Here is a 25,735-nt window from a genome sequence, read left to right on the forward strand (position 1 = left end):
GTGATCAGCAGGGAGAACGTGACGCCGGCCGCGCCCAGCAGTGACATGCGTGCCATGCCGCGCAGGTAGACGCGGTATCTGCGGGCCGACCCGGCGGGGCGGGCGGCGTCCAGGTCGGGGCGGGCGCGCAGCAGGAGCAGCGTCATCGCGAGGAACAGCAGGACGATCACGGCCTGGGAGATCACGGGTTCGAACGCGGCGAGCGGCGTCGTGGGCTGACGCGGGCGTGGTTCGACGCCGAGACCGAGGAAGTCCGCGAGTGTCGCGGGCAGATCGCCGTAGCGCCACCAGCCGAGCACCGCGGTGATCAGCGTGATCGCCGCGGCGGGGGTGAGCCAGGCCCAGGGCAGGCGTACCGGGTCGGTGCGGAACGTGGTGTCCACGGTCACGCCCTGGCGGCGTCCCTCGTGCCAGCCACCCGAGCGCTTGGCCGTGCGGAGTCTGCGGTGGGCGCGGTGGTACAGCAGCGCGCAGCCCACCCCGAGGGCGATCCCGGCGATCTCCGGGAAGAAGGCGCACAGCGCCGCCGCGGCCGCGGCGGACAGCAGGGTCAGCCTCACGTAGACGCGGCGCTCGGCGAGCACGGCCGGGTCGGCGGCACGGTCGGCGGGGACGCGGACACCGAACGGCAGCGTGGGCCGGGACAGCGCGGGTGTGGCCAGGGCGAAGCAGGTGATCAGCACGACGGCCGTCAGGCCCGCGGCGACGGTCGGCGTCACCTCGACACCCGCTCGGCCGGCGACCTGAACCCGGACAGCGTCGCCGTGCACCTCCGCACCACCTCGTCCTGGTCGAGGCCGTGCACGGTGGCCTCGGCGAGCAGCACGCGCAGGCGGTCCTCCCAGCCTTCGGCGAATCCCGGGTCGGGTGGCCCCGTGCGGGGGTCGCGCCTGATGACCGCGCCGCTCTTGCGGTTGACGCGGATGACGCCTTCCTGTTTGAGCAGGTCGTACGCCTTGTTGACGGTGTGGAAGTTGATCGCGAAGTCGGCTGCGAGCCGGCGGGTGGACGGCAGCGGATCGCCCTCCGCGATCTCTCCTCGCGCGATCGCCTCCACGATCCGGTCCCTGATCTGCTGGTAGATCGGCACGTCGCTGTCGAGATCGATGGTCAGGTTCACACTTCGAGTCTATCTGATATACAACTAATAGAACAGATAGCGCTAGGAGAGGCGGTGCTGACGTGATCGAGACACGCGGCCTGAGCAAGCGGTTCGGCGCGGTGACCGCGGTCAGCGAGCTGACCTTCACCGTCGCGCCGGGGACGGTGACCGCCTTCCTCGGCCCGAACGGGGCGGGGAAGACCACCACCATGCGCATGATCCTCGGACTGCTCACCCCCAGCGCCGGCAGTGCGACCATCAACGGGCGGCGCTACGCGGACCTGCGCCGTCCGTCATCGGAGGTCGGCGCGGTGCTGGACGATTCCGGGTTCCACCCGAGCCACACGGCACACGCCCACCTGCGCGTCTACGCGTGCATGGGCGGCCACTCCCGGTCCAGGGTCGCCGAGGTCATGGAGGTGACAGGGGTGGCCGCGTTCGCCGGGCGCCCGACGCGGACGCTGTCCACCGGGATGCGGCAGCGGCTGCACCTGGCGACCGCGCTGCTCGGCGACCCGCGCGTGCTGGTGCTGGACGAGCCGGGCAACGGGCTCGACCCGGAGGGCATCGCCTGGCTGCGCGGCTTCCTGCGCGGCCTGGCCGGGGAAGGGCGCACGGTCCTCGTCTCCAGCCATGTCCTCAGCGAGGTGGAGCAGTTGGCCGGGCACGTCGTGATGATCCGCGAGGGACGGCTGGTCACCGCGGGAGCCGTGACCGGTCTGATCTCCGCCGAGCGGCCCACCCTCGAACACGTCTACCTCGGCCTGACCGGAGGTGCCGCATGATCGCGTACGTCTCGGCCGAATGGCGGCGGTTGTTCGCCTCCAGGTTGCCGCTGTGGGGACTGGTCGCGGCGATCGGCAGCGGCGCCCTGATCGGGCTGCTCGCCCTCGTCGGCCCCGAGAACTTCCAGCCGCCGCTGCCCGGCCTGGAGACCGAGATCGGCACGCGCATGGTGCTCGGACTGCTCGGGATGCTCGCCTTCGTGCCCGCGCTGCTCGGCACCACGGCGGTGGCCGCCGAATACCGGCACCGCACGATCACCGCCACCGCGCTCTTCGTCCCGAGGAGATGGGCGGCGCTGGTGGCCAAACTCGTCGTGTACGCGGCCGCCGGGCTCGGCTACGGGCTCGCGACCGCCGCTGTGGCCGGGAGCGCGCTCTTCGCGGCGGCCGCGGTCAAGGGCGTCGTGCTCGGCCTGCCCGCGACCGCCGTACTCGCGCTGCTGGGCAGGATCGCGGTCGCGATGGCCGGATACACGCTGCTCGGCGTGGCGGTCGGTGCGCTGCTGCGCAACCAGCTGGCCGCGCTCGCCGTCCTCGGCGGCTATTTCTACCTGGTCGAGACCGCGCTGCTGGCCCTGCCCGGGGCCGATCTCGTCTACCCCTACCTGCCCGGCGGGGCCGCCGCCGCGCTGACCGGATTCACCTACGTGGCCGACGCCGTCGCCTCCCAGACGGGTGGAGCCTCCGTCGAGCTGCTGCCGGCCTCCCTCGGCGCCGCCGTGCTGCTCGGCTACACGCTGCTCGCCGCCCTGGTGGCCGTCGCCGTGCCGCTGCGCAGGGACATCACGTGACTCACTCGTCGCCCGTGAGGGAGAAGACGCGCAGGCGGCGGCCCGCCCAGAAGACGGCGCCCGCGGTGACGACGACCAGCGCGGGAATCGCGAAGCTCAGGGAGACGTCGGCCTCGAAGAAGGCCGAGGTGGAGATCTGGTCGGCGACGGACTGGCCCCAGCGTTGGATCGAGTACGTACGGGCGCCCGCCAGCAGGTTGCCCACCAGGCTCTCCCAGACCAGGGCGTAGACGATGCCGATGGTGACCGCGTGCCGGGTGACGACGCCGAGCAGGAGGAAGACGGCGGCGTACGCGATGCCGGCCGCGAGGGAGCCCGCGGCGAAGCCGGCGGCGATGCGGTCCTCGTTGCCGACCAGGAGCCAGGCGGCGACGTACGTGGGCACGGCCGCGAAGACGGCCAGCAGCGTGACCGCCACCACGAACTTCGTCAGGGCGATGACCGGGCGGGAGATCGGCTTGGACATCAGGTGGATGATCGTGCCGTCGTCGATCTCGGGGGCGATGACGCCCGTGCCCGCGATGAGGCCCAGCAGCGGCAGCATGGTGCCGATGGCGAAGCTCTGCATCAGGCCGACGGCCGTGGGCTGGTCGTCGCCGCCGAAGACGCGCAGCAGCACGGCCAGGCCGATCAGGCCGAGGGGCAGCAGCAGGAGCAGGATGATCCGCCGCCGACCGAGCAGGGCCCGGTAGGTGATGCCGGCAACGACTGTGTTCATTGCCTCACTCCGTTCGGCGGCTCGGTCGCTTGGATGCCGTCGCCTTCCCCCGCTGTGGTCGCTGCGCTCCCGCCGCTCCTCCAGGCGACGGCGCTCCCTCGCGTGTTCATTGCCTCACTCCGTTCGGCGGCTCGGTCGCTTGGATGCCGTCGCCTTCCCCCGCTGTGGTCGCTGCGCTCCCGCCGCTCCTCCAGGCGACGGCGCTCCCTCGCGTGTTCATTGCCTCACTCCGTTCGGCGGCTCGGTCGCTTGGATGCCGTCGCCTTCCCCCGCTGTGGTCGCTGCGCTCCCGCCGCTCCTCCAGGCGACGGCGCTCCCTCGCGTGTTCATTGCCTCACTCCTTTCGGCGGGTCCGGGCGTGTGCGGGTTCACGAGCCGCTCCGGTTGATCAGGTACGAGAAGACGCTCTCCAGGTCCTCGTCGGCGGGGGAGACCTGGTGGAGGCGTACGCCCTCGTCGCGGGCGACCTGGGGCAGGAGTTTGGCGAAGCGGCGGAACTCGGTGGCCTGGACCTCCAGGCCGTCGGGGCTCAGCGTGATGCCGCCGGTCGACGGGTCGCGGACGAGGGCGGCGGCGAGCCGGCGGTCGTCGCTGGAGCGGATCATGAACAGGTGGGGCCTGTCGGTCATCAGCCGCCGGATCTCGCGGAAGTTGCCGGAGGCCGCGTGCCGGCCCGCGACCAGCACCTCGATGTGCTGGGCCACCCGTTCGACCTCCTCCAGGATGTGGGAGCTGAACAGGATCGTCTTGCCGGCGGTGCCCATGGCGCGGATGAGGTCCATCAGGTGCAGGCGCTGGCGCGGGTCCATGCCGTTGAACGGCTCGTCGAGCAGCAGCACCGCCGGGTCGTGGACGAGCGCCGCGGCGACCTTCACCCGCTGGCGCATGCCCTTGGAGTACGTCTCGACCCGCCGGTCCTTCGGCTCCTCCATCTCCACGGTGGCCAGGGCCTTGCGGGCGGCCTCCTCCGGGTTGCCCAGGCCGTGCAGGCGGGCGGCGGAGAGCACGAACTGCCAGCCGGTCAGGAAGCCGTACACGCCCTCCCGTTCCGGAACTAGGCCGATATTTCGGTAAATGCGGTGGTTCTTCCACACCGGGGCGCCGTCCAGCGCGACCGTGCCGCTCGATGGTGCCAGGAAGCCGGCCATCATGTGCAGCAGCGTCGACTTGCCGGCGCCGTTCGGCCCGAGCAGGCCGGTGACGCCGGGGCCGATGGTCATGGTGACGTCGTTGACCGCCACCACGTTGCCGTACCAGCGGGAGACCTGTGACAGCTCGACCTTCACCGCGCGGCCGCCTTCCTGTAGCGCAGCATGAGGGCGCCCAGGCCGAGCCCGACCAGCGCCACGAGGAACACCGCCGAGGCCGGGCCGCTGGGGTAGCCGCCCTCGATGGAGTGCGGCGGCGTGCCGAACAACCACGACTGCACGGAGTCGACCAGCCAGAACGGGTTGAGCAGCCAGGCCCACGAGGCCGCGTCGTCGTGGCCGGTCGACGCCAGCGCGCCGTAGACCAGCGGGATCGACGCGAACGACAGCAGGTAGACGGTGATCACCGAGGCGACCCCGAGCCCGCGCCGCGGTGTGAACGACGCCAGCGCCAGCCCGAACGCCGACAGCAGCAGCGCCAGCGCCAGCGCCATGACGACGCTGCCGAAGAACTCCCCGGTGGCTGGCGGCCCCGGCAGGTCGACGACCAGCTCGCCCAGGTACATCACCGTCAGCGGCACCGCCACCAGCGCGAACACCGCCGTGGTCATCGCCGCGACCTTCGCGCCGACGTACGAGGCGATCGTGACCGGGCGGGACAGGTAGAGCGGCAGCACGCGGTGGCGCAGGTCGGGCGCGACGAGGGTCGGGGCCTGGGAGGCCAGGAAGATCGCCACCACGGCCTGCATGATGACTGCGTAGCCGCTGTACTGGACGACGCGCTGCTGGATGAGGGCCATCGTGGCGACGTTCACGATCGCGGGCAGCAACATGATGGCGGCCAGCGAGAACGGCGTGAGCTTGCTGCGCGCCGGGCGGCCGAGGCCGAAGACGCCGCGCAGGCTGTGGACGGCCAGCGCCAGCGTGGCGTGGGCGCGGCCGAGCCGGGGGCCGTCGTAGTGGCGGTAGCCGATGTCGTAGATCTCAGACATGCGCCCCCACCTCGTCACGGAAGACGTCCTCGATGCGGTGGCGGTTCTGCTCCAGGCGGATGAGGCAGAGGCCGAGGTCGGCGGCGGCGTCGCGCACGGCGTCGTACGTCTCGGGGCCGAGCACCTTGACCACCAGCATGCGGCCCTGCGGCGAGACGGCCTGCCCCCCGGCGGCCAGCCGGGCGGCCAGCTCGTCGAGTCCCTCGTCGACCTCGACCGTCACGGTCTGCGTGGCCTGGGTGAACTCGCCGATGGACGAGGAGCGCAGCAGCCGCCCGCCGTCGATGACGATCACGTGGTCGCAGATGCGCTCCAGCTCGCCGAGCAGGTGGGAGGTGACGAGCACGCTGATGCCGAACTCGGTGCCGATGCGCCTGACCAGCGTCAGCATCTCGTCGCGGCCGCGCGGGTCGAGGCCGTTGGTGGGCTCGTCCAGGAAGATCAGTTTGGGGTCGTGGACCAGCGCCTGGGCCAGCTTGACCCGCTGCTTCATGCCGGTGGAGTAGCCGCCGACGGGCCGGTAGCGCTCTTCGGCGAGGCCCACGTGGCGCAGCACGTCGGCGGCGCGCTCGCGGGCGGCGGTGCGCGGCAGGCCGGACATGCGGGCCAGGTGGACCACTAACTCGGTGGCGGAGACGTCGGGCGGCAGGCATTCGTGCTCGGGCATGTAGCCGACGAGCCGGCGGATCTCGGCGCCCCGGGAGGTCGCGTCGAGGCCGAGCACGCTGGCCCGGCCGCCGGTGGGCGGCAGCAGCCCGAGCAGCATCTTGATCAGCGTGGACTTGCCCGCGCCGTTCGCCCCGACCAGGCCGGTGACGCCGGACCCCACGGTGACCGTGAGCTGATCGACCGCGGTGACGGTGGGGAAGCGTTTGGTCAGCCCCTCGGTGGCGAGGATGTGCATGTGCCGGACACTACCGGCAGCGCCGGGGCGGTGGCCTCGTTCATCCGGATGAACGGCGTCCTACTTGAGGCCAGAATCTCCGCTGGACCATGAGGGTGACGGTGCCCGCGACGACCATCCCGAGGACGTTGACCGCCAGCTGCAGCGCCGACAGGCCGACCTCGCGCCATTCGCCCAGTGCCAGAGCGACGGCCGCGTAGCCGGCGGCGGGCACCGTGGTCACGGAGATGAAGACGCCGATCAGGGCCGACGACTTGCCCGCCGTGATCGACAGCACGCCCGCCGCGCCCGCCAGCAGCGCCACGATGAACGACCAGCGGTCGGGCTTGACGATGAACTGCATCTCCTGGTTGGTGGTGAGGTTGCCGGGGCCGATCCAGCCGAGCAGGGCGGAGACGTACGCGCAGGCGACCGTGATCGCGATGGCCACGGCGAACCCGACGAGAAGTGTCCTGAACGCGGTGCCGATCAGCAGCCACCTGCGGTGCAGCAGCCCGAAGCAGACGGCCGCGACCGCACCGAACTCGGGCCCGAGGACCATCGCGCCGACGATCAGGATGGGGGAGTTCAGCAGCACGGCGATGCCCGTGAGCTGGGTGGCGATGGCCAGGAAGGCGAGGTACGCCCACGTGATGCGGGAGTCGGCGTAGACCTTCTGGGCGAGCTCTTCCCAGATCACCGCGTCGTCGGGCTCTCCTGGGGCCTCCTCGATCGCCCTGGCGGCGGCCCGCGACATCGACAGGTCGACCTGCTCGGCGGCGATGGAGCCCTCGGTCTCCAGCCAGCCGAGCCGCCCGAGCACCTCGTTGGCCGACTCTCTGGCCGCGTCGCACAGGACGACGTCGCCTGCGGGCTCGCGGGCCGCTCCGCGGAGGACGACGATGTTGGTGACGCCGGGGGCGTCCGCCAACACCGCCGTCGCCTCGTCCGTGCGCGCCGGGGGGACGATCAGTCGCAGATGCAGCACGCGGCCATTGTCGTCGATCGGACGTTGACGTGGTGTTGACCCGAATACGCGAGGCTCCCTCACATGATCAGGTTCACGTGCCACGACCACGGTGAGGAGTGCTGGTTCGCCGCCATCGACGACCAGGAGTGCCGGGGCAGGTTCGCCCGGTTCCTGGCCGAGGAGGCGTTCAGGTCTGGCGGAGCCGAACCTTGCGGACCGAGTGATCGGCGCCCTTCTTGAGGACGAGGTCCGCGCGGCCCCTGGTGGGGGCGATGTTCTCGACGAGGTTGCGTTCGTTGATGTCGTGCCAGACGTTGACCGCGAACTTCGTGGCCTCGTCGTAGGACATGTCGGCGATGTGGCGGAAGTAGGACTTCGGGTCCTCGAAGGCGGTGCGGCGGAGTTTGTGGAACCGTTCGACGTACCAGGTGCGGATGTCCTCGACCTTGGCGTCGACGTAGATGGAGAAGTCGAAGTAGTCGTTGACGGCGAGGGAGGTGGGCGGGGCCGGCTGGAGGACGTTGAGCCCTTCCAGAATCAAGATGTCCGGATTTTTGACGACCTGAGCGGCGCCGGGGACGATGTCGTACTCAAGGTGGCTGTAGACGGGCGCGCATGCTTCCGCGGCCCCCGCCTTGACCGCCGCCACGAACCTGACCAGCGCGCGCCGGTCGTAGCTCTCGGGGAAGCCCTTGCGGTGCATGATCTTCTTGGACTCGAGCACGGCGTTGGGGTAGAGGAAGCTGTCGGTGGTGACCAGCTCCACGTGCGGGTGCTCGGGCCAGCGAGCCAGGAGGGTGTGCAACAGCCGCGACGTCGTCGACTTGCCGACCGCGACGCTTCCGGCCAGGCCCAGCACGTACGGCACGCGCCGCTCGGGTTTGCCGAGGAAGGCGCTGAGCACGCTGCTGCGCTGCTTGGACCCGGTGAAGTGCAGGTTGAGCAGCCGGGTCAGTGGGAGGTAGATGTCGGTGACTTCGGTGAGATCGATGGGGTCGTCGACGCCGCGCAGCTCTTCCAGCTCGTCTGCGGTGAGAGTCAAGGGCGTGTTCTTGCGGAGCTCGCTCCACTGCTCCCTGCTCAGTTCCACGTAGCCGTTGTTCACCTTGGCAGCGTAGCGATGTGCGACAAACCGGACGTCGGTCGGGGTACCGTTCGTCCACAGCCTGTGGACGAAGACATGGGATTACTGAGAGCCGGTTCGGGGTAAAGGCTCGCGGCCTGAGTACGCTGAGACGATGATCCTCGGCATCGGCGTGGACGTCGTCGACATCGCCCGTTTCGAGACCGCGCTGCAGCGCACCCCGGGGCTCAGGGACCGACTGTTCACCGAGGCGGAGCGGCCGCTGCCGGTGCACTCGCTGGCCGCCAGGTTCGCCGCCAAGGAGGCGGTGGCCAAGGCGCTCGGCGCGCCCCGCGGCCTCGGGCACCGCGAGGCCGAGGTGTGCCGCGACGAGCTGGGCAGACCCGAGCTGCGCGTGTCGGGCCGCGCCGCCGAGGTCGCGGCCGAGCTGGGGGTCAAGCGCTGGCACGTCTCGCTCAGCCATGACGCGGGCGTCGCCGTGGCCTACGTGATCGCGGAGGGATAGCGTCGGACCATGCGCACCGCCTACACCGCCGACCAGATCCGCGGCGCCGAGCACACCCTCATGGCACGCCTGCCCGAGGGCACGCTCATGCAGCGCGCCGCCGCCGGGCTCGCCGCCGTCTGCGCCGACCTGCTGGGCCACGTGTACGGCAGACGCGTCGTGCTCCTCGTCGGCAGCGGCGACAACGGCGGCGACGCGCTCTACGCCGGTCAGCGGCTGGCCCGGCGCGGGGCCCGGGTGGGCGCCGTCCTGGCCGGGTCGAAGACGCACGAGGCGGGGCTGCGGGCGCTGCTGGAGGCGGGCGGACGGGTCGTCGGGGCCGACGAGATCGGCGCGGCCGACCTGATCCTCGACGGGCTCGTCGGGATCGGGGCGTCCGGGGCGCTGCGCGAGCCGTACGCGCGGCTGGCGGAGGCGGCCAACGCGGCGCCGGGCCGGGTCGTGGCCGTCGACGTGCCCAGCGGGGTCGACGCGAGCAGCGGCCGGGTCGAGGGGGCGGCCGTGCGCGCCGCGGTGACCGTGACCATGGGGGCGTACAAGACGGGGTTGCTCGTCGATCCGGGGGCGGAGTTCGCGGGCCGGGTCGAGCTGGTGGACATCGGGCTGGGGGCGTACGTGCCCGATCCCGACGTGGTCGCGCTCGGCCACGAGGACGTGGCGCGGCTGCTGCCCCGGCCCGGCGCCGAGTCCGACAAATACCGCAGAGGGGTGCTCGGCGTCGCGGCCGGAAGCCACCTGTACACCGGCGCGGCCGTGCTGGCCGTGGGCGGCGCGCTGCGCGCCGGGGCCGGCATGGTGCGCTACGCCGGCGCCGAGGAGCCGGTCGCGCAGGTGCGGGCGCACTGGCCGGAAGCCGTGATCACCGTGCTGGACCGGCCCTCGATCGACGAGGTGGGCCGGGTGCAGGCGTGGGTGCTCGGGCCCGGCCTCGGCACCGGCGAGCGGGCGCACGACCTCGCGGCCTCCGTTCTCGCCTCCGACGTGCCCGTGCTGATCGACGCCGACGGGCTGACGATCGTGGCGAAAGACCGCGAGCTGCTGCGGCGTACGGCGCCGGTGCTCCTCACGCCGCACGCCGGAGAGCTGGCCCGGCTGACCGGCGCCGAGCGCGCCGACATCGAGGCGGCCCGGCTGGAGCACGTCCGCGCGGCGGCGGCCGAGCTGGGCGTGACCGTGCTGCTCAAGGGCTCCACCACGCTCATCGCCGGCCCCTCGGGGCAGGCGCGGGTCAACGTCACCGGCAGCTCATGGCTGGCCACCGGCGGCACCGGCGACGTGTTGTCGGGCGTCGCGGGCGCGCTGCTCGCCCAGGGGCTGAGCTGCTACGACGCCGCCGCGTGCGGCGCGTACGTGCACGGGCTGGCCGGGCGGCTGGCCGCCGACGGCGCACCCCTGGCGGCGGCCGACGTCGCCACCGCCGTGCCGGCCGCCATCCGTGCCGTGACCAGCGGCTCGGCGTACGGCGAAAAACTCGGCGAGCGGTGAGAAGCGCGCTCGACCACGTGCGCCAGCTGCCACACTAGAAGGATGTACTCCTCGATCGCCACGCCCGCGCAGGCACGAGTCGACCTGGCCGCCATCAGGCACAACGTGGCCCAGCTCAAAGAGCGGGCCGGCGGTGCGGAGCTCATGGGCGCGGTCAAGGCCGACGCCTACGGCCACGGCCTGCTGCCCACCACCGAGGCCATGCTCCAGGCCGGGGCCGGCCGGCTCGGCACCGCCGTCATCAGCGAGGCCCTCGCACTGCGCGACGGCGGGGTGACCGCGCCGATCCTGTCCTGGCTGATCACCCCGGGCGAGGCGCTCGACGAGGCGCTGACCCGCGACATCGAGCTGTCGGCCTCCGACGTGCGGCTGCTCGACGAGATCGCCGCGGCCGCGCGGCGCACCGGCGTCACCGCGAAGACCCACCTGGAGGCCGACACCGGCATGAGCAGGGGCGGCTCGCCCCCGGCCGACTGGCCGGGGCTGCTGTCCAGGGCCATGGAGCTCCAGGCCGAGGGCGTCATCGACATCACCGGCATCTGGTCCCACTTCGCCTGCGCCGACATCCCCGGCCACCCCTCGATCCGGCGGCAGCTGGAGACGTTCGAGGCGGCGCTGAAGCTGGCCGAGCAGGCCGGCGCGGCCGGCTCCCACGTGATCAGGCACCTCGCCAACTCCGCCGCGCTCATGACGCTGCCCGAGGCCCGCTTCGACATGGTCAGGTCGGGCATCGCGATCTACGGCCTGAGCCCCATCCCCGAGCTGGGCGACTTCGGCCTGCGCCAGGCGATGACGCTCGTCGGCCGGGTCGCGCTGGTCAAGCGGGTGCCCGAGGGCTCCGGCGTCTCCTACGGCCACCTCTACGTCTGCGAGCGCGAGACCACGATCGCCGTCGTCCCGCTCGGCTACGCCGACGGCATCCTGCGCCACGCGAGCGACCGCGCCGAGGTCCTGGCGGGCGGGCGCCGCCGGCGGATCACCGGCCGGGTGTGCATGGACCAGTTCATGATCGACCTCGGTGACGACGAGCTGGCGGCCGGCGACGAGGTGGTGCTGTTCGGACCCGGTGACGGGGGCGAGCCCACCGCCCAGGAGTGGGCCGATACCCTCGGCACGATCACGCATGAGATCGTGACCAGGATCGGCTCGCGGGTGCCGCGGGTCTACGAGAGAAGGAGCACGGAGTGACGGCGAGCGCGCGGCGGCCATGAGCGGGAAGAGGATCGGGGAGATGACGACGACAACTCGGCGCAAGGTGGGCATCGCCGGCGCGCTCGTCGGTGCGGCCTCGGCCGGTGTCGCGGCGGCGGCGCTGGCCAAGCGGTACGCGGTCGGCCGCATCCGGCTGCGCCACGACCCCGAGGCCAGCGAGCCCTTCGGCGAGCTGCGCGGCAGGCAGCGCACGCTCATCACCTCCGACGGCAAGGCACTGCACGTCGAGGTCGACGGCCCGGAGGACGCCCCGCTGACCATCGTGTTCTGCCACGGCTACTGCCTCAGCCTGGAGTCATGGCACTACCAGCGGAAAGACCTGCGCGAGAACTACCGCGTCGTGCTGTGGGACCAGCGCTCCCACGGCCGCTCCCAGCGCGCCGGCGCCGACGACAGCACGATCGACCGGCTGGGCGAAGACCTCGCCGAGGTGATCGAGGAGTTCGTGCCGGGGCCGTGCGTGCTCGTCGGCCACTCCATGGGCGGCATGACGATCATGGCGCTGGCTGACCGCCACCCCCACCTGTTCGGCGACAAGATCCGCGCGGTGGCGTTGATCGCCACCTCGGCGGGCAAGCTGGCCGAGCTGACGCTGGGCCTGCCGGCGATGCTCTCCAAGGTCGTGCACAAACTGGCCCCCACCACGGTCTCGATGCTGGGCAAGCGGGGCTCGCTGATCGACAAGACCCGTAACGCCGGCAGCGACATCGCCTTCCTCATCACCCGCTACTTCGGCTTCGGCGACTCCGGCAACGTCAGCCCCACCGTGGTCGACTTCGCCGAGTCGATGATCAGGCAGACGCCGACCGAGGTGGTCGCCGACTTCTACCCCGCGCTGATGAACCACGACAAGCTCTCCGCGCTGCACGTCCTCGACCCGGTGCCGACCGCGATCCTGGTCGGCGACAGCGACTGGCTGACCCCGCCCGACCACAGCAAGGCCATCGCCGCCGCGCTGCCCAAGGCCCAGCTCACCGAGGTGCCCGACACGTCCCATCTCATCCAGCTGGAGCGGCCGGGCGTCGTCAACGACGCGCTGCGCGACCTGGTGAAGAGGGTGGCGCTGTGACGAGACTCGCGACCGCCGACGACATGCGCGCCTACGGCGCCCGCCTGGCCGCCCTGCTGCGGCCCGGTGACCTGGTGATCCTGTCGGGCCCGCTCGGCGCGGGCAAGACGACGCTCGTGCAGGGCATCGCCGAGGGCCTCAAAGTACGCGGCCCGATCACCTCGCCCACGTTCGTGATCGCCCGTGTGCACCCGTCGCTGCACCAGGGCCCGCCGCTCGTCCACGCCGACGCCTACCGGCTGGGCGGCGGCCTCGAGGTCGACGACCTCGACCTCGACGCCTCGCTGGAGGAGTCGGTGACCGTCGTCGAGTGGGGCGAAGGGCTGGTCGAGGGCCTGTCCGAAGACCGGCTGGAGATCCACATCGACCGCGAGGGCGGCGACGACGCCCGCGTCGTGACCCTGCGCGGCGTGGGCGCGCGGTGGGCCGACACGCCGTCTGATCCGCCGCAAGATTAAAAAGCGGGTAAAGCGCCGGTACGCCTGGCACTCTTGACGTAACCGGCCGGCGATCTGAAACATGATCGTTGGTCAGGGATTCGCCCAGATTTTCTGGGTATCACGAGGGGCGACATCCACAGATTCGGTGGATGCTGGGTTGTACGACGGCAGAGTGGGGTGCGGCCGGTGCTCAGGGTCAGGCGAGTCGCGTACGCGGGAGCCATCGTCATGGTCGGTCTGACCGGCTGCACAGCCTCGGCCGAGACCGATCCGACGGCCACCCCCACCCCCACCGTGAGCGGCACGGCGGCCCCGACCGCCACCGGGAGCGCCAGCCCGACGACCACCAGGCCGACCATCTCGGTGCAGCTCAACCCCGACCGCGTCCCCGCCGGCGAGACGACCAGCGTGTGGATCTTAGCGAACTGCCCGGTGCCGACCGGCGGTCCCGCCCACACCGGCACGGCCACGTCCAGGGCGTTCGTCAGCGGCGTCACGCTCAACCCGGTGCCCGCGGCCTCGGTCACCCCCACCTCGACCTCCTCGCCGGCCGTCGCCTCGCCGTGGGTGCGCGGCGAGGCCCAGGTCTCCGGCACTGTCGGGCGCGACAGCTACCGCGTCGACGTCAAGTGCGACGGCACCAACGACATGGGCCGCGCCACCCTCCGCGTCGTCGCGCCGCCCGCCGACGAGAACGAGGACGACGACCTGCCCACCGGCCTGCCCAGCAGGGCGCCGCGAGCGGGCGGCGGCGGCACGTACGCGCAGGAGGCCGCCGACGAGTCGTCCATCCCGCTCGGGCCCGCGGGCGTGCTCATCGGCCTCGCCCTGGCGGCCGGCGTCGGCATCGCGATCAAGCGTCGTTCCAAGGCGTAGGCGGTGGCCCGTCCAGGACGGGTCGTGCTGGCCGGCGCGGTGACGGGTCTGGTGCTCGCCGCGTTCGGCAGCAACCTGCAGACCCAGAAGACCACCCCGGCGAAGGCGGTCGTGCCCGAGAGCATCGACATCCCGTCGATCGACGTGGAGGCCCCGCTGATGAAGCTCGGCCTGCTCAAGAACGGCGAGGTCGAGCTGCCTCCGTACGAGAAGCCCAAGGTGGCCGGGTGGTACGCGCGCAGCGCGGTGCCCGGCGAGAAGGGCGCCTCGGTGATCATCGGGCACGTCGACACCAAGACGGCGCCCGCCGTCTTCTACCGCCTGCGCCAGTTACGCAAGGGCGAGACCGTCAAGGTGGAACGCAGCGACGGCAAGGTCGTGACGTACAAGGTCGACTCCGTCGAACAGGTGCACAAGGACAGCTTCCCCACGAAACGCGTCTACGTGGAGGACGGGCTCAAGCTGGTGACGTGCGGCGGGAAATTCGATTACGCCAAGGGCGAGTACCTCGATAACGTCATCGTGTACGCCTCACCGGTCTGAGAGGGCGGCCATGAGTGCCGACAACCCACCTGCCTCCGGCGTCCGCGTGCCCTGGCATGACGTGCATCCGGGCGTGCGCGCCGCGGTGACGGAGTTCCTCGGCGCGCCGGTGGTCGAGGCCGTCACCCAGCCGGGCGGTTTCTCCCCGGCCTGCGCCGCCCGCCTGCGTGCCGGCAACGGCAGGCGCGCCTTCGTCAAGGCCGTCGGGCCCGAGCCCAACCCGAAGACCGTCGAGCTCTACCAGGCCGAGCTGAAGGTCGCGGCGGCGCTGCCCGCGTCCGTGCCCGCGCCGCGGCTGCTGACCGGCTTCGAGCTGGAGGGCTGGGTGGCGCTGGTCTTCGAGGACGTCGAGGGCGAGCATCCCGCGCTGCCGTGGCGGCGTGACCAGCTCGACGTGGTGATGGCGGCGATCGAGCGGATGACGGCGGAGCTCACGCCGTCGCCGGTCAAGGTGCCCACCGTCGGCGAGGCGTTCGGCGACGCCTTCCGCGGCTGGCGCCGGCTGCTCGGCGAGGACACCACGGGCCTCGACCCCTGGGCGGTGCGCCACCTCGGCGAGCTGGCCGAGGTGGAGTCGGGGTGGGCCGAGGCGGCGGCGGGCGACAGCCTGATCCACGGCGACCTGCGGGCCGACAACATCCTGCTCGCCGGCGACCGGGTCTACCTCGTCGACTGGCCGTACGCGTGCCTCGGGGCGCCGTGGTTCGACCGGCTGGCCATGCTGCCGTCGGTCTCGATGCAGGGCGGGCCGCCGCCCGACGAGCTGTGCGCCGACCCCGATCCGGCCGTCACGACGGTGGTGGCGGCGGTCGCCGGCTACCTGCTGCGGCAGTCCCTCCAGCCCGCTCCGCCCGGTCTGCCCACGTTGCGGGCGTTCCAGCGGGCCCAGGGCGTGGTGGCCCTCGACTGGCTGAAGCGGCGTACCGGCTGGGCGTGACCCCGGTGGCGGGTACGCTTGACAGTCGTGCTGGTCCTGGCCTTTGACACCGCGACACCCGCCGTCACCGCCGCGCTCCACAACGGGGAGCGGGTGCTCGCCGAGCGTACGACGATCGACGCCCGGCGCCACGGCGAGCTGCTCGTCCCCACCATCGAGCTCGTCCTCCAGGAGGCCGCCGTCCCGCTGCGCGAGGTGACGGCCATCGTGGCCGGCAGCGGCCCCGGCCCCTACACCGGCCTGCGCGTCGGGCTGATGACCGCGCAGGGCCTCGCCACCACGCTCGGCGTCCCCGCGTACGGCATCTGCACGCTCGACGCGGTCGCCTACGGCAGCGGGCTCACCGAGCCGTTCCTGGCGGCCACCGACGCGCGGCGCAAAGAGGTGTTCTGGGCGCGTTATTCCGACATGCGCACCCGGGTCGACGGGCCGTTCGTCGACCGTCCCGCCGACGTGCCGATCGACGGCCTGCCGGTCGTGGGCGCCGCCGCCACGCTCTACCCCGACGTCCTCGGCGACGGCGCCGGCGCGCCGCCCTATCCCTACGCGGGGGCCCTCGCCGCCCTGGCCGCCGAGCGGCTGGCGGCGGGCGTCCCGCTCGATCCGCCGCGTCCGATCTACCTGCGCCGGCCCGACGCCGTGGTGCCCGGCGCGCCGAAGAGGGTGACGGCGTGAAACTCCGGCCGATGACCGAGGACGACCTGCCGGCGGTCATGGCCATCGAGCGCGCCACGTTCCCGCTCGACGCGTGGAGCGAGGGCATGATGCGCGGCGAGCTGGCCGACATGCCCCGCACCCGCCACTACGTGGTGGCGCTGGTCGACGGCGAGATCGTCGGTTACGCCGGGCTCGCCGCCGCGGCCGACCAGGCCGACGTGCAGACCATCGCGGTGCTGGAGAAACACCGCGGCACCGGCATCGGCAGCGCGATGCTCACCGCGCTGCTCGCCGAGGCCGGCCGCAGGGGCGCGCGGGAGATCTTCCTGGAAGTACGCGCCGACAACCCGCGCGCGCAGGCGGTCTACCGGCATTTCGGGTTCGAGGAGATCGGCGTCCGCCGCCGCTACTACGACGACGGCACCGACGCGATCATGATGAGAAGGAAGCTGGATGGCTGACGCACCTCTGGTCCTGGGCATCGAGACGTCCTGCGACGAGACCGGCATCGGCATCGTCAGGGGCCACACGCTGCTGGCCAACACCATCGCCTCCAGCATGGACGAGCACGCCCGCTTCGGCGGCGTCGTGCCCGAGGTCGCCTCGCGCGCCCACCTGGAGGCCATGACGCCCACCGTGGAGGCGGCGCTGACCGCGGCCGGGCTGACGTTCTCCGACATCGACGCCATCGCCGTGACGGCCGGTCCAGGGCTCGCCGGAGCGCTGCTGGTCGGCGTGGCCGCGGCCAAGTCGTACGCGCTGGGCCTCGGCGTGCCCCTCTACGGGGTCAATCACCTGGCCGCCCACGTCGCGGTCGACCAGCTTGAGCACGGGCCGCTGCCCAAGCCGTGCGTGGCCCTGCTGGTCTCGGGCGGCCACTCGTCGTTGTTGCTCGTGCCTGACGTGGCCGAAGACGTGATCTCGCTCGGCTCCACCGTCGACGACGCGGCCGGCGAGGCGTTCGACAAGGTGGCGCGGGTGCTCGGGCTGCCGTTCCCCGGCGGGCCGCACATCGACCGCGCCGCCCGTGACGGCTCCGGCGCGGCGGTCGCGTTCCCGCGCGGCAAGATCGACGACGGCACGCTCGACTTCTCCTTCTCCGGCCTCAAGACGGCCGTGGCGCGCTGGGTCGAGGCCCGCGAGGCGGCGGGCGAGTCGATCCACGTGCCCGACGTCGCCGCGTCCTTCCAGGAGGCGGTGGTCGACGTGCTGACCCGCAAGGCGCTGCAGGCGTGCAAGAAGTACGACGTGCACGACCTGCTGATCGGCGGCGGCGTGGCGGCCAACTCCCGGCTGCGCGCGCTGGCGCAGGAGCGGTGCGACGCGGCGGGCGTACGCCTGCGGGTGCCCCGTCCCGGCCTGTGCACCGACAACGGCGCCATGGTGGCCGCGCTCGGCTCCGACCTGGTGGCGGCCGGTGTCCGGCCCTCGACGCTGGAGATTCCGGCCGACTCCTCGCTGCCGATCACGACGGTGCACGTCTGAACCGGGCGCGGGTGAGCCGCAGCGTCGCGGCGCCGGCGAAATAGCCGGCCAGGGCCGCCGGCGGCATGCCGGTCAGCCCGTGGTCCCCGGGCCCGGCGATCGCGATGGCGAGGATCCCGCCCAGCACGGCGGCCATCCCGGCGCACGTCAGCAGCCCCGCCGCCGTCCCCGCCCTGGCTCCCGCGGCGGGGCTGGGGCCGGAGCGCCGTTCCACCGGCCCGAACACCGCCACGAGCACCAGGAGGATCACGGCGAGCGCGGCCAGCCAGGGCAGCCGCAGCACCAGCCACAGCGGCGTGCCCGCGGGCGGGTCCGGCAGCACCCCGGTCGGGTACAACACGAGCGCGCCGAGCACGGCGGCGGTCATGTGCCACAGGAAGAGCGTCATGATCACCGAGTTGATCCCCACGACGACCGTCCACGGACGCAGCCTCCGCAACCACCGCGAGGCCGGGCCGTGCGAGGCCAGCGCCAGGCCCGTCTGCGTGAGGGCCAGCGCCAGCAGCGCGAGGGTGGGCGGCGAGGTGTTCTGCCCGACCATGCCAAGTGGGTACGGGCCGAGCACGGTCAGCAGCACCAGCACGGCCAGCCCCACGGCCGCCAGCGACCAGCCCACCCTCGGCCGGGCGGGCAGGCGGCCGTCCTGCCAGGCGAAGCCGAGCTGGTGCACGGCGAGCCAGGCCAGCAGGAAGTTCGCCTCGCCCACCGCGGGCGCCCAGTCCAGCAGCCGTGCCGCGTCGCCCAGGCCGACCAGGACGGTCAGCACCACCGGCACCGCCAGGCCGTGGCGGCGGTGCAGCGCGTGCGTCATCGGCGTGAGCACCACCACGGCCAGGTACGCCACCAGGAACCACAGCGGGATCGCCGCCATCCACACCCCGATGCCCACCAGGTCGGCGCCCGCGCCGAGCGCGCGCGCCGACAGGGCCGCCGCCGTCAGCACGGCCAGCAGCGTCGTGGTGGGCCGCAGCAGCCGGTCGGTACGGCGCAACGCCCAGGCCGCGGAGTCGCCGCCGCGCGCCCGGTGGGAGGCCAGGGACGCGGCGTTGGCGTACCCGCCGACCAGGAAGAACACCGGCATGACCTGGAACAGCCAGGTGAGCGGCACGGCCCAGGACACCAGGTCCAGCGCGTTGCCGCCGGTCAGCCCGCCGTCGTACGTGACGTGCACCGCCAGCCAGTGACCGATGACCACGGCGCCGATCGCGATGGCGCGCAGCAGGTCGACATGGCGATCCCGACGTGCCGGCGTCTCCTCGGCCAGCCGCCGCACTTGCCCCAGGGCACCAGCCATCAGCGACACGCACCGTCGTCTACCCAGGACACGACCGGCGTATCCCGTCGCGCAGGGTCGGGTAGGCGGGCGACCAGCCGAGCTCCCGCCTGGCCTTCTCCGTGCTCAGCCGGATGCGTGTGCGCACGAGCATCGCGTACGCGTACGGCGCCGCCCGCAGCGGCCACGAGGGCACCGTGTACGGCTCCGGCGCGCCCACCGCGGCGGCCAGAGCCCGCACGTACGCGCCGAACGACACGGCCTCGTCCCCCGCGATGTTGTACGCCCCCCGCCCCCGCTCCAGCGCGGCCACGGCCGCGGAGGCGGCGTCGTGCACGTGGACCGGCGCGATCACGCCCGACGGGCGGAACACCGGCAGCAGGCGCCGCCGGGCCAGCTCCACCAGCCGCCGCGTGGCCGGCTCGGGACCGTAGAACATGCCGTAGCGCAGCGCCACACCCTCGATGCCCGGCGTTTCCAGGGCCAGCCGCTCGTTGTGGCGCATCGCGCGCATGTGCACCTCGAAGGGGCCGCGCCCGGGTGGGGCGAAGGGGCGGTCCTCGGTGACGGGGTCGGGGCCGTGGTCGTGGTAGCCGTACCCGAGGAAGAACGACTGCGTCACGAAGCGGCGCGCGCCCATCCGGCGGGTGGCCTCGACGAGGGTGGCGGTGCCGTGTTCGCGCAGGGCGTCGGTCGCGTGCAGGTCGCGGTGGAACAGCGGGACACCCGAGATCGCCGTCGCCTGGTGCACCACCGCGTCGGCCTCGTGCCCCTCGACGGCGGCCAGCACCGCGTCGCGGTCGGTCAGGTCGGCGACCACCGGCGTCACGCCCGTCAGCCTGCCGGGCGACCGCGTCAGGGCGAGCACCTCGTGGCCGGCCGCGCGCAACTGCGCCACCAGCTCCCTGCCCACGACGCCGGTGGCGCCGGCCAGGAGCACCCTCATGACCGCAGCGCCCGCAGCCGCACGGCCAGCGCCGCCGCGGCGAGCACCGACAGGAGCCCGAGCTGCCACCAGTCGGAGTCTCGGCCGCCGAGGTGACGATCCAGCAGGTGGTTGACCGCGTGGAAGGTATTGGTGAACACGAACCCGGCCAGCACCACCGCGATCACGTCACGCCACCGCAGCGCGCACAGCATCATCAGGCCGATGCCGATCTGGAAGACACCGGCGTCGTGCAGGAAGTGGACGTGGGCGGGCCAGCCCGCCCACGCCGCGAAGCCGTCCGGGTCGACGCGCATCCACGCGCCGGCCCCCAGCATCGTGGCCGCCGCCACCACCACCGTGATCTTGACGAACATCCGTCGCTCTCCTTTCCTCGGAGCACGGACGTTCCAGACCCCGCGAACGTGACGTCAGTCCTTCGTGCGGGCCGGGCGCAGGAGGGCCTCCGCCAGGGCCAGCATGGTCTCCTCCAGCGCGGCCAGCCGCCTGGTCAGGTCGTCGGTGGCGGGCTGGACGACGCCCGTGACCGTCTCGGCGAGCTCCTCGCGGTCGGGACGCGCCCTGACCAGCTCGCCGAGCGCGTCGGCGGCGGCGGTCAGCCGCTCGGCCTGCTCGCCGGAGTGGGACCGGATCAGCTCGGGGAGCGACGCGGGCAGCTCGCTCACGGAGCGGCTGACGGCCTCGATGCGGTCGTCGACCGCCTCCAGGTGTTCGCCGGCCTGCTCGGCGCGGGTGGCCAGGCCGTTCATGTGGGTGTCGAGGCCGTTGAAGCGGCTGTCGATCGTGTCGAAGCGGCTGCTGATGTGCTCTTCGGCCTCGGTCAGGCGCTCGTCGATGGCGTCCATGTGGCTGTCGAGCTTGTTGAAGCGGCCCTCGTTGCGCGTGACGCCCTCGCCGAGGCGCTGGTCGGTGGCGGTGAGGCGTTCGTCGATCATGCCGAAACGGGTGTCGATGCGGACGTCGAGCGCGTCGAAGCGGTCGTCGTGGCGGCCCAGGTGGCCGTCGAGGGTGCCGAGCCGCCGGTCGACCCCGCCGAGCCGTTCGTCCATGGACGTGAGCCGCTTGTCGACCCCGCCCAGCCGGGTGTCGATCTCGGCCAGGCACTCGTCGGCGGACTCGAGCCTGCTGTCGAACCCGGTGAGCCGGCCCTCGGCCCGCTCGAGCCGGGCATCCACGGCGCTGAGGCGGGCCGTCAGGCGCTGCTCGCTCTCCCCGAGCTGGACGGCGAGGTGGCGGTCGGTCTCGTCGAGCCGGGCCGTCAGGCGCTGCTCGGCGCTCGCCAGGCGGCCGGCGAACTGCTCGTCGGCCTCCTTCAGCCGGCAGACCAGCCGCTCGTCGGCCTCGACCAGGGCCGTGGCGAGACGCTGGTCGGTCTCGTCGAGCCGGGCGGTGACGTGCCGGTCGCTCTCGTCGAGGCGGGCGGTCAGCCGCTGGTCGGTCTCCTCCAGGCGGGCGGTGAAGCGCACGACCGTCTCGGAGACCGCGTCGGTCACCTGCTCGCCGATGCCCTGCGACAGCTCGGTGACGACGCCCTCCACCCGCTCGGTACGGGAGGCCAGCTCGGCCACCGACTTGTCGAGCCGGGTGAAGCGGCTGGCGGCGGCCTCCATGCTGGAGCCGAGCACGGACAGCTTGGCCGCGAAGTCGGCGGTGGTGTCGAGCACCGACTGCAGGCGTTTGAGCGCCTCCTCCACGCTCTCGCCCACCGCGCCCAGATCGGCCCGCACGCCCGGCAGCTCGCCGACCGGGGTCACCCGGGCGTCGACCTCGCCCACCCTGTCGCCCACGGCGTCCACGTGGTCGCGTACGGCCTCGACGTGCTGGGCCAGGCCCTCGGCCCACATCGGCGGCTTGACGGAGATCTCGTCGAGCCGCCCGCTGACCGACTCGAGGGTGCCGCTGAGCCCGCCCAGCTCCCGCTCGCGCACCTCGCGCAGCAGCCATTCCATGCCTTCGAGCCGCTGGCGGATCTCGTCGAGGACGGCCCCCTGGGTGCGCTGCTCGTACACGTGGTCTTGCGCGGCGCGCGCGAGCAGGTCTCGCATCCTCTCGGAGATGGCGGAATGTCCGCCTGCCTGGAGAAGGGTGGTGTGATGGGAATGGTCCACCGAAAGCTCCTTCGCTCGCCGACGGTCTGCCGCGCAGCGGTGGGGTAGGTCCGGTTTGCAGATGAAAGAGCGAGAACGCGGGTAACCGCATTAGGGGGAGAACTCCCGCCCGCCCACCTTAGCCGCTGGATCCAGGTCCGGCGGACGCGAATTGAGAGATCGCGGTTAACGCGTTGATTGCCCGTTTACGCTCGTTCAGGCAGGTGAGAGCGGACGGCAGATCAGCACCGAAGGTTTGTCGGTGATCCTGGTCAGGATGATGACCGCTGCATTCTCGCCGTTAAGGCGCAAATCGCTGCGCAGACGTTCGATGTCGACGGCGGAGCCGCGCTTTTTGATGGTGACATTGCCGATTTTCCGCTCGCGGAGTGCGGCGCGGAGTTTTTTCAGCGAAAACGGGAGAACGTCTTCTACTTCATATCTTGTCGCCCATGGGGTCTCCACCGGGTCGTCCGCGGCGATGTAGGCGATCATCGGGTCGAGCAGGCGTCCGCCGACCAGCTCGGCGACCTCGCCGACCAGGTGGGCGCGGACGGCCGCGCCGTCGGGCTCGTACACGTAGCGTCCGGGCGGGCCGGTCGGGGCCTCGGCGCCCATGGCGGACAGGGTGTGCCCGCCGGGCAGCAGCGTGGCCCGCCGCCCGCCGCCTTGCCCGCTCCACAGCGTGGCCTCCTTGACCTCGCCCTTGTACGACACCCACTCCGCCTGCGCGCCCTCGGGGATGTAGGAGTACGGGATGCCGGGGGCGACCTTCAGGCACGCCAGGCGGGCCCTGCCGACGAGGTCGAGCACCACCGGCCACGGCGGCGAGTAGGCCATGGGGTCGAACGTGCGCCCCTTGCCCGTGCGCCTGGCCGGGTCGGCGAACAGCACGTCGTAGTCCTCGGGCCGCACCCCGGCCGCGTCGGCGACGGTCACGCGCACCCGGTCGCCCAGCCCGAGCGCCTCGGCGTTGGCCCGCGCCACGGCGACGGTCAGCGGGTCGGTGTCGACGGCGTCCACCGCGCAGCCGGCGCGGGCGAGCGCGAGCAGGTCGCCGCCGATCCCGCAGCAGGCGTCCACGACGCGCGGAGGGCTCCCGTCATCGTGGAGGTCGAGCAGGCGGAGGGCGCGGTGGGCGGCGACCTCCGCGCGCGTGGACTGCTCCAGGCCGTGGGGCGTGAAGTACATCAGCCCGGCCTCGGCGCCGAACTTGGCCCTGGCCCGCTCCCTCAGCCCGGCCTGGGTGAGGGCGGCGGAGGTGAGCGCGGCGTCGTACGACCTGCGCAGGGTCGTGGCGGCGGCGACCGGATCGGCGCCGGCGAGCTCCCCGGCCTCCGCGAGCGCCCGCCGCCCGCGCGGGGTCAGCAACTCGGTGAAGGCGTCGAGGTCCACGCCACCCGACGTTAGCGCCAGCCGCCGCCCACCCGGACCCCGGCCTGGTTTCGTCCGTCGTGTCGCTCTTGCGGACCCCGGAACTCCGGGCGTCGTCGCTGATCCGGGCGCGGAACCCCACCCTGATCGCTCTGAGCAGACGCGTTCGTGTTGACTGTCAAGCCCCTCTTGCATATGTTTCGTGTTGGCACTCTCACCTTGAGAGTGCCAACGTGCGACGAGGCAGGTCTGACACCCGCGACGGCAGGCCCAGCTGGTCGCCTCTTCTGATCATTCACATCTGAAGGGGAGGTCCGATCGTGACGACCGCCACCAAGGTTCCCGTTAAGCCGCTCGGCGACCGCATCGTGGTCCAGCCGCTTGAGGCCGAGCAGACCACCGCTTCCGGCCTTGTCATCCCGGACACCGCCAAGGAGAAGCCGCAGGAGGGCAAGGTCCTCGCGGTGGGCCCCGGCAACTGGGACGAGGACGGCGACAAGCGGATTCCGCTCGACGTCTCCGAGGGCGACATCGTCCTCTACAGCAAGTACGGCGGCACCGAGGTCAAGTACGGCGGCGAGGAGTACCTCGTGCTCTCCGCTCGCGACGTTCTCGCGATCATCGAGAAGTAGGCCGGATGTGTCGAGCCCCGGGCGCTCTTGAGGGCGGCCGGGGCTTTCGACGCTAGGAGAGGACTTTCAGCAAATGGCGAAGATCCTGGAGTTCGACGAGGACGCCCGCCGCGCGCTCGAGCGCGGTGTGAACGCCCTCGCGGACGCCGTGAAGGTTACCCTGGGCCCGCGTGGCCGCAACGTCGTCATCGACAAGAAGTTCGGTGCTCCGACGATCACCAACGACGGCGTCACCATCGCCCGCGAGATCGAGCTGGAAGAGCGCTACGAGAACCTCGGCGCCCAGCTCGCCAAGGAAGTGGCGACCAAGACCAACGACATCGCGGGCGACGGCACGACCACCGCGACCGTCCTGGCTCAGGCCATGGTCCGCGAGGGCCTGCGCAACGTGGCGGCCGGCGCCTCGCCGCTGTCCCTCAAGCGCGGCATCGACAAGGCCGCCAAGGAGGTCAGCGAGCGCCTTCTGGCGAGCGCCCGTGAGGTCGACGACAAGAAGGAGATCGCCAACGTCGCCACGATCTCCGCTCAGGACGCGCAGATCGGCGGCCTGATCGCCGAGGCGTTCGACAAGGTGGGCAAGGACGGTGTCCTCACCGTCGAAGAGTCCAACGCCATGGGCATGGAGCTCGAGTTCACCGAGGGCATGCAGTTCGACAAGGGTTACCTGTCGGCCTACATGGTGACCGACCCCGAGCGCATGGAGTCCGTCCTGGAGGACGCCTACATCCTGCTCACCCAGGGCAAGATCTCCTCCATCGCGGACTTCCTGCCGCTGCTGGAGAAGATCGCCCAGACGAAGAAGCCGCTGCTCGTGGTCGCCGAGGACGTCGAGGGCGAGGCCCTGGCCGTCCTGGTCACCAACAAGATCCGCGGCACCTTCACCTCCGTGGCCGTCAAGGCCCCCGGCTTCGGCGACCGCCGCAAGGCGATGCTGCAGGACATGGCCATCCTCACCGGCGGCCAGGTCGTCAGCGAGGAGGTCGGCCTCAAGCTGGAGCACGTCGGCCTCGAGGTGCTCGGCACGGCCCGCCGCGTCGTGGTCACCAAGGACGCCACGACCATCGTCGACGGCGCCGGTGACGCGCAGGCGATCGAGGACCGCGTCAAGGAGATCAAGATTGCCATCGAGCAGTCCGACTCCGACTGGGACCGCGAGAAGCTGCAGGAGCGCCTGGCCAAGCTGGCCGGCGGTGTGTGCGTGCTGCGTGTCGGCGCCGCCACCGAGGTGGAGCTGAAGGAGAAGAAGCACCGCCTCGAGGACGCGATCTCCGCGACGCGCGCCGCGATCGAGGAGGGCATCGTCTCCGGCGGTGGCTCCGCGCTCATCCACGTCTCCAAGGAGCTCGACGACCTCGGTCTGACGGGCGACGAGGCCACCGGTGTCGGCATCGTGCGCCGCTCCCTGGTCGAGCCGGCCCGCTGGATCGCCGAGAACGCCGGTCTCGAGGGCTACGTGGTGACGCACAAGGTCGCCGAGCTGTCCGCGGGTCACGGCCTCAACGCCGCGACCGGCGAGTACGGCGACCTGATCGCCCAGGGCGTCATCGACCCGGTGAAGGTCACCCGCTCGGCCGTGCAGAACGCCGCGTCGATCGCGGGCATGCTCCTCACCACCGAGGCGCTCGTGGTGGACAAGCCCGAGGAGGAGGCCCCGGCCAACGGCCAGGGCCACGGTCACGGCCACGGCCACTGACCACCCCGACCGCAGACGGCCCGCCCCGCAAGGGCGCGGGCCGTCTGC

At 72.1% G+C, this 25,735-nt stretch carries 27 protein-coding genes and 1 pseudogene; 15 read left to right on the top strand and 13 right to left on the bottom strand.

Translation table 11 applies throughout. The features are described from left to right. Together C1J01_RS25855 and C1J01_RS25860 are read right to left on the bottom strand one after the other, a co-directional pair. Positions 1 to 719: pseudogene (locus C1J01_RS25855) on the bottom strand (hypothetical protein); the annotation flags it as partial. Continuing rightward, positions 716 to 1,120 carry a GntR family transcriptional regulator gene (locus C1J01_RS25860; protein WP_111181569.1) on the bottom strand — a complete coding sequence of 135 codons (405 nt, stop codon included), beginning with the start codon at positions 1,118 to 1,120 and terminating at the stop codon, positions 716 to 718. The gene C1J01_RS25860 and the pseudogene C1J01_RS25855, both read right to left, overlap by 4 nt. A gap of 62 nt (positions 1,121 to 1,182) precedes the next feature. Between C1J01_RS25860 and C1J01_RS25865 the strand changes: the two genes are divergently transcribed. Further along, complete coding sequence (locus C1J01_RS25865) at positions 1,183 to 1,887, top strand: ABC transporter ATP-binding protein (protein ID WP_111181570.1); 705 nt, start codon at positions 1,183 to 1,185, stop codon at positions 1,885 to 1,887. After that, positions 1,884 to 2,678 (top strand): ABC transporter permease, encoded by a 795-nt coding sequence (locus C1J01_RS25870; protein WP_111181571.1) that lies wholly within the window; start codon positions 1,884 to 1,886, stop codon positions 2,676 to 2,678. The genes C1J01_RS25865 and C1J01_RS25870 overlap by 4 nt, the downstream gene beginning before the upstream one ends. Position 2,679: 1 nt before the next feature. On the opposite strand, the gene C1J01_RS25875 is transcribed toward C1J01_RS25870, so the two are convergent. The 6 genes from C1J01_RS25875 to coaA all read right to left on the bottom strand — a co-directional run bounded on the left by C1J01_RS25875 (position 2,680) and on the right by coaA (position 8,479). Further along, positions 2,680 to 3,396 (bottom strand): ABC transporter permease subunit, encoded by a 717-nt coding sequence (locus C1J01_RS25875; RefSeq protein ID WP_111181572.1) that lies wholly within the window; start codon positions 3,394 to 3,396, stop codon positions 2,680 to 2,682. Positions 3,397 to 3,764: 368 nt separating this feature from the next. Further along, positions 3,765 to 4,682 (bottom strand): ABC transporter ATP-binding protein, encoded by a 918-nt coding sequence (locus C1J01_RS25880; protein ID WP_111181573.1) that lies wholly within the window; start codon positions 4,680 to 4,682, stop codon positions 3,765 to 3,767. Continuing rightward, positions 4,679 to 5,536: an ABC transporter permease subunit gene (locus C1J01_RS25885; protein WP_111181574.1), complete on the bottom strand. Its 858-nt coding sequence runs from the start codon at positions 5,534 to 5,536 to the stop codon at positions 4,679 to 4,681. The genes C1J01_RS25880 and C1J01_RS25885 overlap by 4 nt, the downstream gene beginning before the upstream one ends. Beyond that, the gene (locus tag C1J01_RS25890) at positions 5,529 to 6,440 is read right to left on the bottom strand and encodes an ABC transporter ATP-binding protein (protein WP_111181575.1); all 912 of its coding nucleotides are present in this window, start codon (positions 6,438 to 6,440) and stop codon (positions 5,529 to 5,531) included. The genes C1J01_RS25885 and C1J01_RS25890 overlap by 8 nt, the downstream gene beginning before the upstream one ends. A 40-nt stretch (positions 6,441 to 6,480) precedes the next feature. Then, positions 6,481 to 7,407 carry a DUF389 domain-containing protein gene (locus C1J01_RS25895; protein ID WP_111181576.1) on the bottom strand — a complete coding sequence of 309 codons (927 nt, stop codon included), beginning with the start codon at positions 7,405 to 7,407 and terminating at the stop codon, positions 6,481 to 6,483. A 169-nt stretch (positions 7,408 to 7,576) separates the two neighbouring features. Next, positions 7,577 to 8,479: a type I pantothenate kinase gene (gene coaA / locus C1J01_RS25900; RefSeq protein WP_220040097.1), complete on the bottom strand. Its 903-nt coding sequence runs from the start codon at positions 8,477 to 8,479 to the stop codon at positions 7,577 to 7,579. Between the two features lie 148 nt (positions 8,480 to 8,627). Between coaA and C1J01_RS25905 the strand changes: the two genes are divergently transcribed. From C1J01_RS25905 to tsaD, 11 genes are all read left to right on the top strand, one after another. Then, on the top strand, positions 8,628 to 8,978 hold the full coding sequence (locus tag C1J01_RS25905) for a holo-ACP synthase (RefSeq protein WP_111181578.1): 351 nt from the start codon (positions 8,628 to 8,630) through the stop codon (positions 8,976 to 8,978). Positions 8,979 to 8,987: 9 nt separating this feature from the next. Then, positions 8,988 to 10,463, top strand: coding sequence for an NAD(P)H-hydrate dehydratase (locus C1J01_RS25910; protein WP_111181579.1), 1,476 nt, complete (start codon positions 8,988 to 8,990; stop codon positions 10,461 to 10,463). A gap of 42 nt (positions 10,464 to 10,505) precedes the next feature. After that, a complete protein-coding gene (alr, locus tag C1J01_RS25915; protein ID WP_181448966.1) occupies positions 10,506 to 11,651 on the top strand; it encodes an alanine racemase in 1,146 nt (381 codons plus the stop codon). A 43-nt stretch (positions 11,652 to 11,694) separates the two neighbouring features. Next, positions 11,695 to 12,744 (top strand): alpha/beta fold hydrolase, encoded by a 1,050-nt coding sequence (locus tag C1J01_RS25920; protein ID WP_111181591.1) that lies wholly within the window; start codon positions 11,695 to 11,697, stop codon positions 12,742 to 12,744. Then, positions 12,741 to 13,202 (top strand): tRNA (adenosine(37)-N6)-threonylcarbamoyltransferase complex ATPase subunit type 1 TsaE, encoded by a 462-nt coding sequence (gene tsaE, locus C1J01_RS25925; protein WP_328589679.1) that lies wholly within the window; start codon positions 12,741 to 12,743, stop codon positions 13,200 to 13,202. The genes C1J01_RS25920 and tsaE overlap by 4 nt, the downstream gene beginning before the upstream one ends. A 168-nt stretch (positions 13,203 to 13,370) precedes the next feature. Continuing rightward, entirely contained in the window at positions 13,371 to 14,060 is a 690-nt protein-coding gene (locus C1J01_RS25930; RefSeq protein WP_146615722.1) for a hypothetical protein, read from the top strand. 3 nt (positions 14,061 to 14,063) lie between these two features. Then, on the top strand, positions 14,064 to 14,603 hold the full coding sequence (locus tag C1J01_RS25935) for a class F sortase (protein WP_235854667.1): 540 nt from the start codon (positions 14,064 to 14,066) through the stop codon (positions 14,601 to 14,603). Between the two features lie 10 nt (positions 14,604 to 14,613). Continuing rightward, the gene (locus C1J01_RS25940; protein ID WP_111181581.1) at positions 14,614 to 15,540 is read left to right on the top strand and encodes an aminoglycoside phosphotransferase family protein; all 927 of its coding nucleotides are present in this window, start codon (positions 14,614 to 14,616) and stop codon (positions 15,538 to 15,540) included. A gap of 27 nt (positions 15,541 to 15,567) precedes the next feature. Next, the gene (tsaB, locus tag C1J01_RS25945) at positions 15,568 to 16,215 is read left to right on the top strand and encodes a tRNA (adenosine(37)-N6)-threonylcarbamoyltransferase complex dimerization subunit type 1 TsaB (RefSeq protein WP_111181582.1); all 648 of its coding nucleotides are present in this window, start codon (positions 15,568 to 15,570) and stop codon (positions 16,213 to 16,215) included. An 11-nt stretch (positions 16,216 to 16,226) separates the two neighbouring features. Then, positions 16,227 to 16,658, top strand: coding sequence for a ribosomal protein S18-alanine N-acetyltransferase (rimI, locus tag C1J01_RS25950; protein WP_111181583.1), 432 nt, complete (start codon positions 16,227 to 16,229; stop codon positions 16,656 to 16,658). Further along, the gene (tsaD, locus tag C1J01_RS25955) at positions 16,651 to 17,682 is read left to right on the top strand and encodes a tRNA (adenosine(37)-N6)-threonylcarbamoyltransferase complex transferase subunit TsaD (protein WP_111181584.1); all 1,032 of its coding nucleotides are present in this window, start codon (positions 16,651 to 16,653) and stop codon (positions 17,680 to 17,682) included. Before rimI ends, tsaD begins: the two co-directional genes overlap by 8 nt. On the opposite strand, the gene C1J01_RS25960 is transcribed toward tsaD, so the two are convergent. From C1J01_RS25960 to C1J01_RS25980, 5 genes are all read right to left on the bottom strand, one after another. After that, a complete protein-coding gene (locus C1J01_RS25960; protein WP_220040096.1) occupies positions 17,663 to 18,976 on the bottom strand; it encodes an acyltransferase family protein in 1,314 nt (437 codons plus the stop codon). The genes tsaD and C1J01_RS25960 overlap by 20 nt on opposite strands. Positions 18,977 to 18,995: 19 nt before the next feature. Further along, the gene (locus C1J01_RS25965; protein WP_111181585.1) at positions 18,996 to 19,901 is read right to left on the bottom strand and encodes an NAD-dependent epimerase/dehydratase family protein; all 906 of its coding nucleotides are present in this window, start codon (positions 19,899 to 19,901) and stop codon (positions 18,996 to 18,998) included. Next, positions 19,898 to 20,257: a hypothetical protein gene (locus tag C1J01_RS25970; RefSeq protein WP_111181586.1), complete on the bottom strand. Its 360-nt coding sequence runs from the start codon at positions 20,255 to 20,257 to the stop codon at positions 19,898 to 19,900. Before C1J01_RS25970 ends, C1J01_RS25965 begins: the two co-directional genes overlap by 4 nt. A 54-nt stretch (positions 20,258 to 20,311) precedes the next feature. Continuing rightward, a complete protein-coding gene (locus C1J01_RS25975) occupies positions 20,312 to 21,946 on the bottom strand; it encodes a hypothetical protein (RefSeq protein ID WP_111181587.1) in 1,635 nt (544 codons plus the stop codon). A 258-nt stretch (positions 21,947 to 22,204) separates the two neighbouring features. Continuing rightward, positions 22,205 to 23,383: a class I SAM-dependent methyltransferase gene (locus C1J01_RS25980; RefSeq protein WP_111181588.1), complete on the bottom strand. Its 1,179-nt coding sequence runs from the start codon at positions 23,381 to 23,383 to the stop codon at positions 22,205 to 22,207. 299 nt (positions 23,384 to 23,682) lie between these two features. On the opposite strand from C1J01_RS25980, the gene groES reads away from it, so the two are divergent. Together groES and groL are read left to right on the top strand one after the other, a co-directional pair. Further along, entirely contained in the window at positions 23,683 to 23,994 is a 312-nt protein-coding gene (gene groES, locus C1J01_RS25985; RefSeq protein ID WP_043623565.1) for a co-chaperone GroES, read from the top strand. A 73-nt stretch (positions 23,995 to 24,067) separates the two neighbouring features. After that, positions 24,068 to 25,687, top strand: coding sequence for a chaperonin GroEL (groL, locus tag C1J01_RS25990; RefSeq protein ID WP_111181589.1), 1,620 nt, complete (start codon positions 24,068 to 24,070; stop codon positions 25,685 to 25,687). Positions 25,688 to 25,735 lie beyond the last annotated feature (48 nt).

This window comes from Nonomuraea aridisoli (assembly GCF_003236395.1).
Taxonomy (GTDB): domain Bacteria; phylum Actinomycetota; class Actinomycetes; order Streptosporangiales; family Streptosporangiaceae; genus Nonomuraea; species Nonomuraea aridisoli.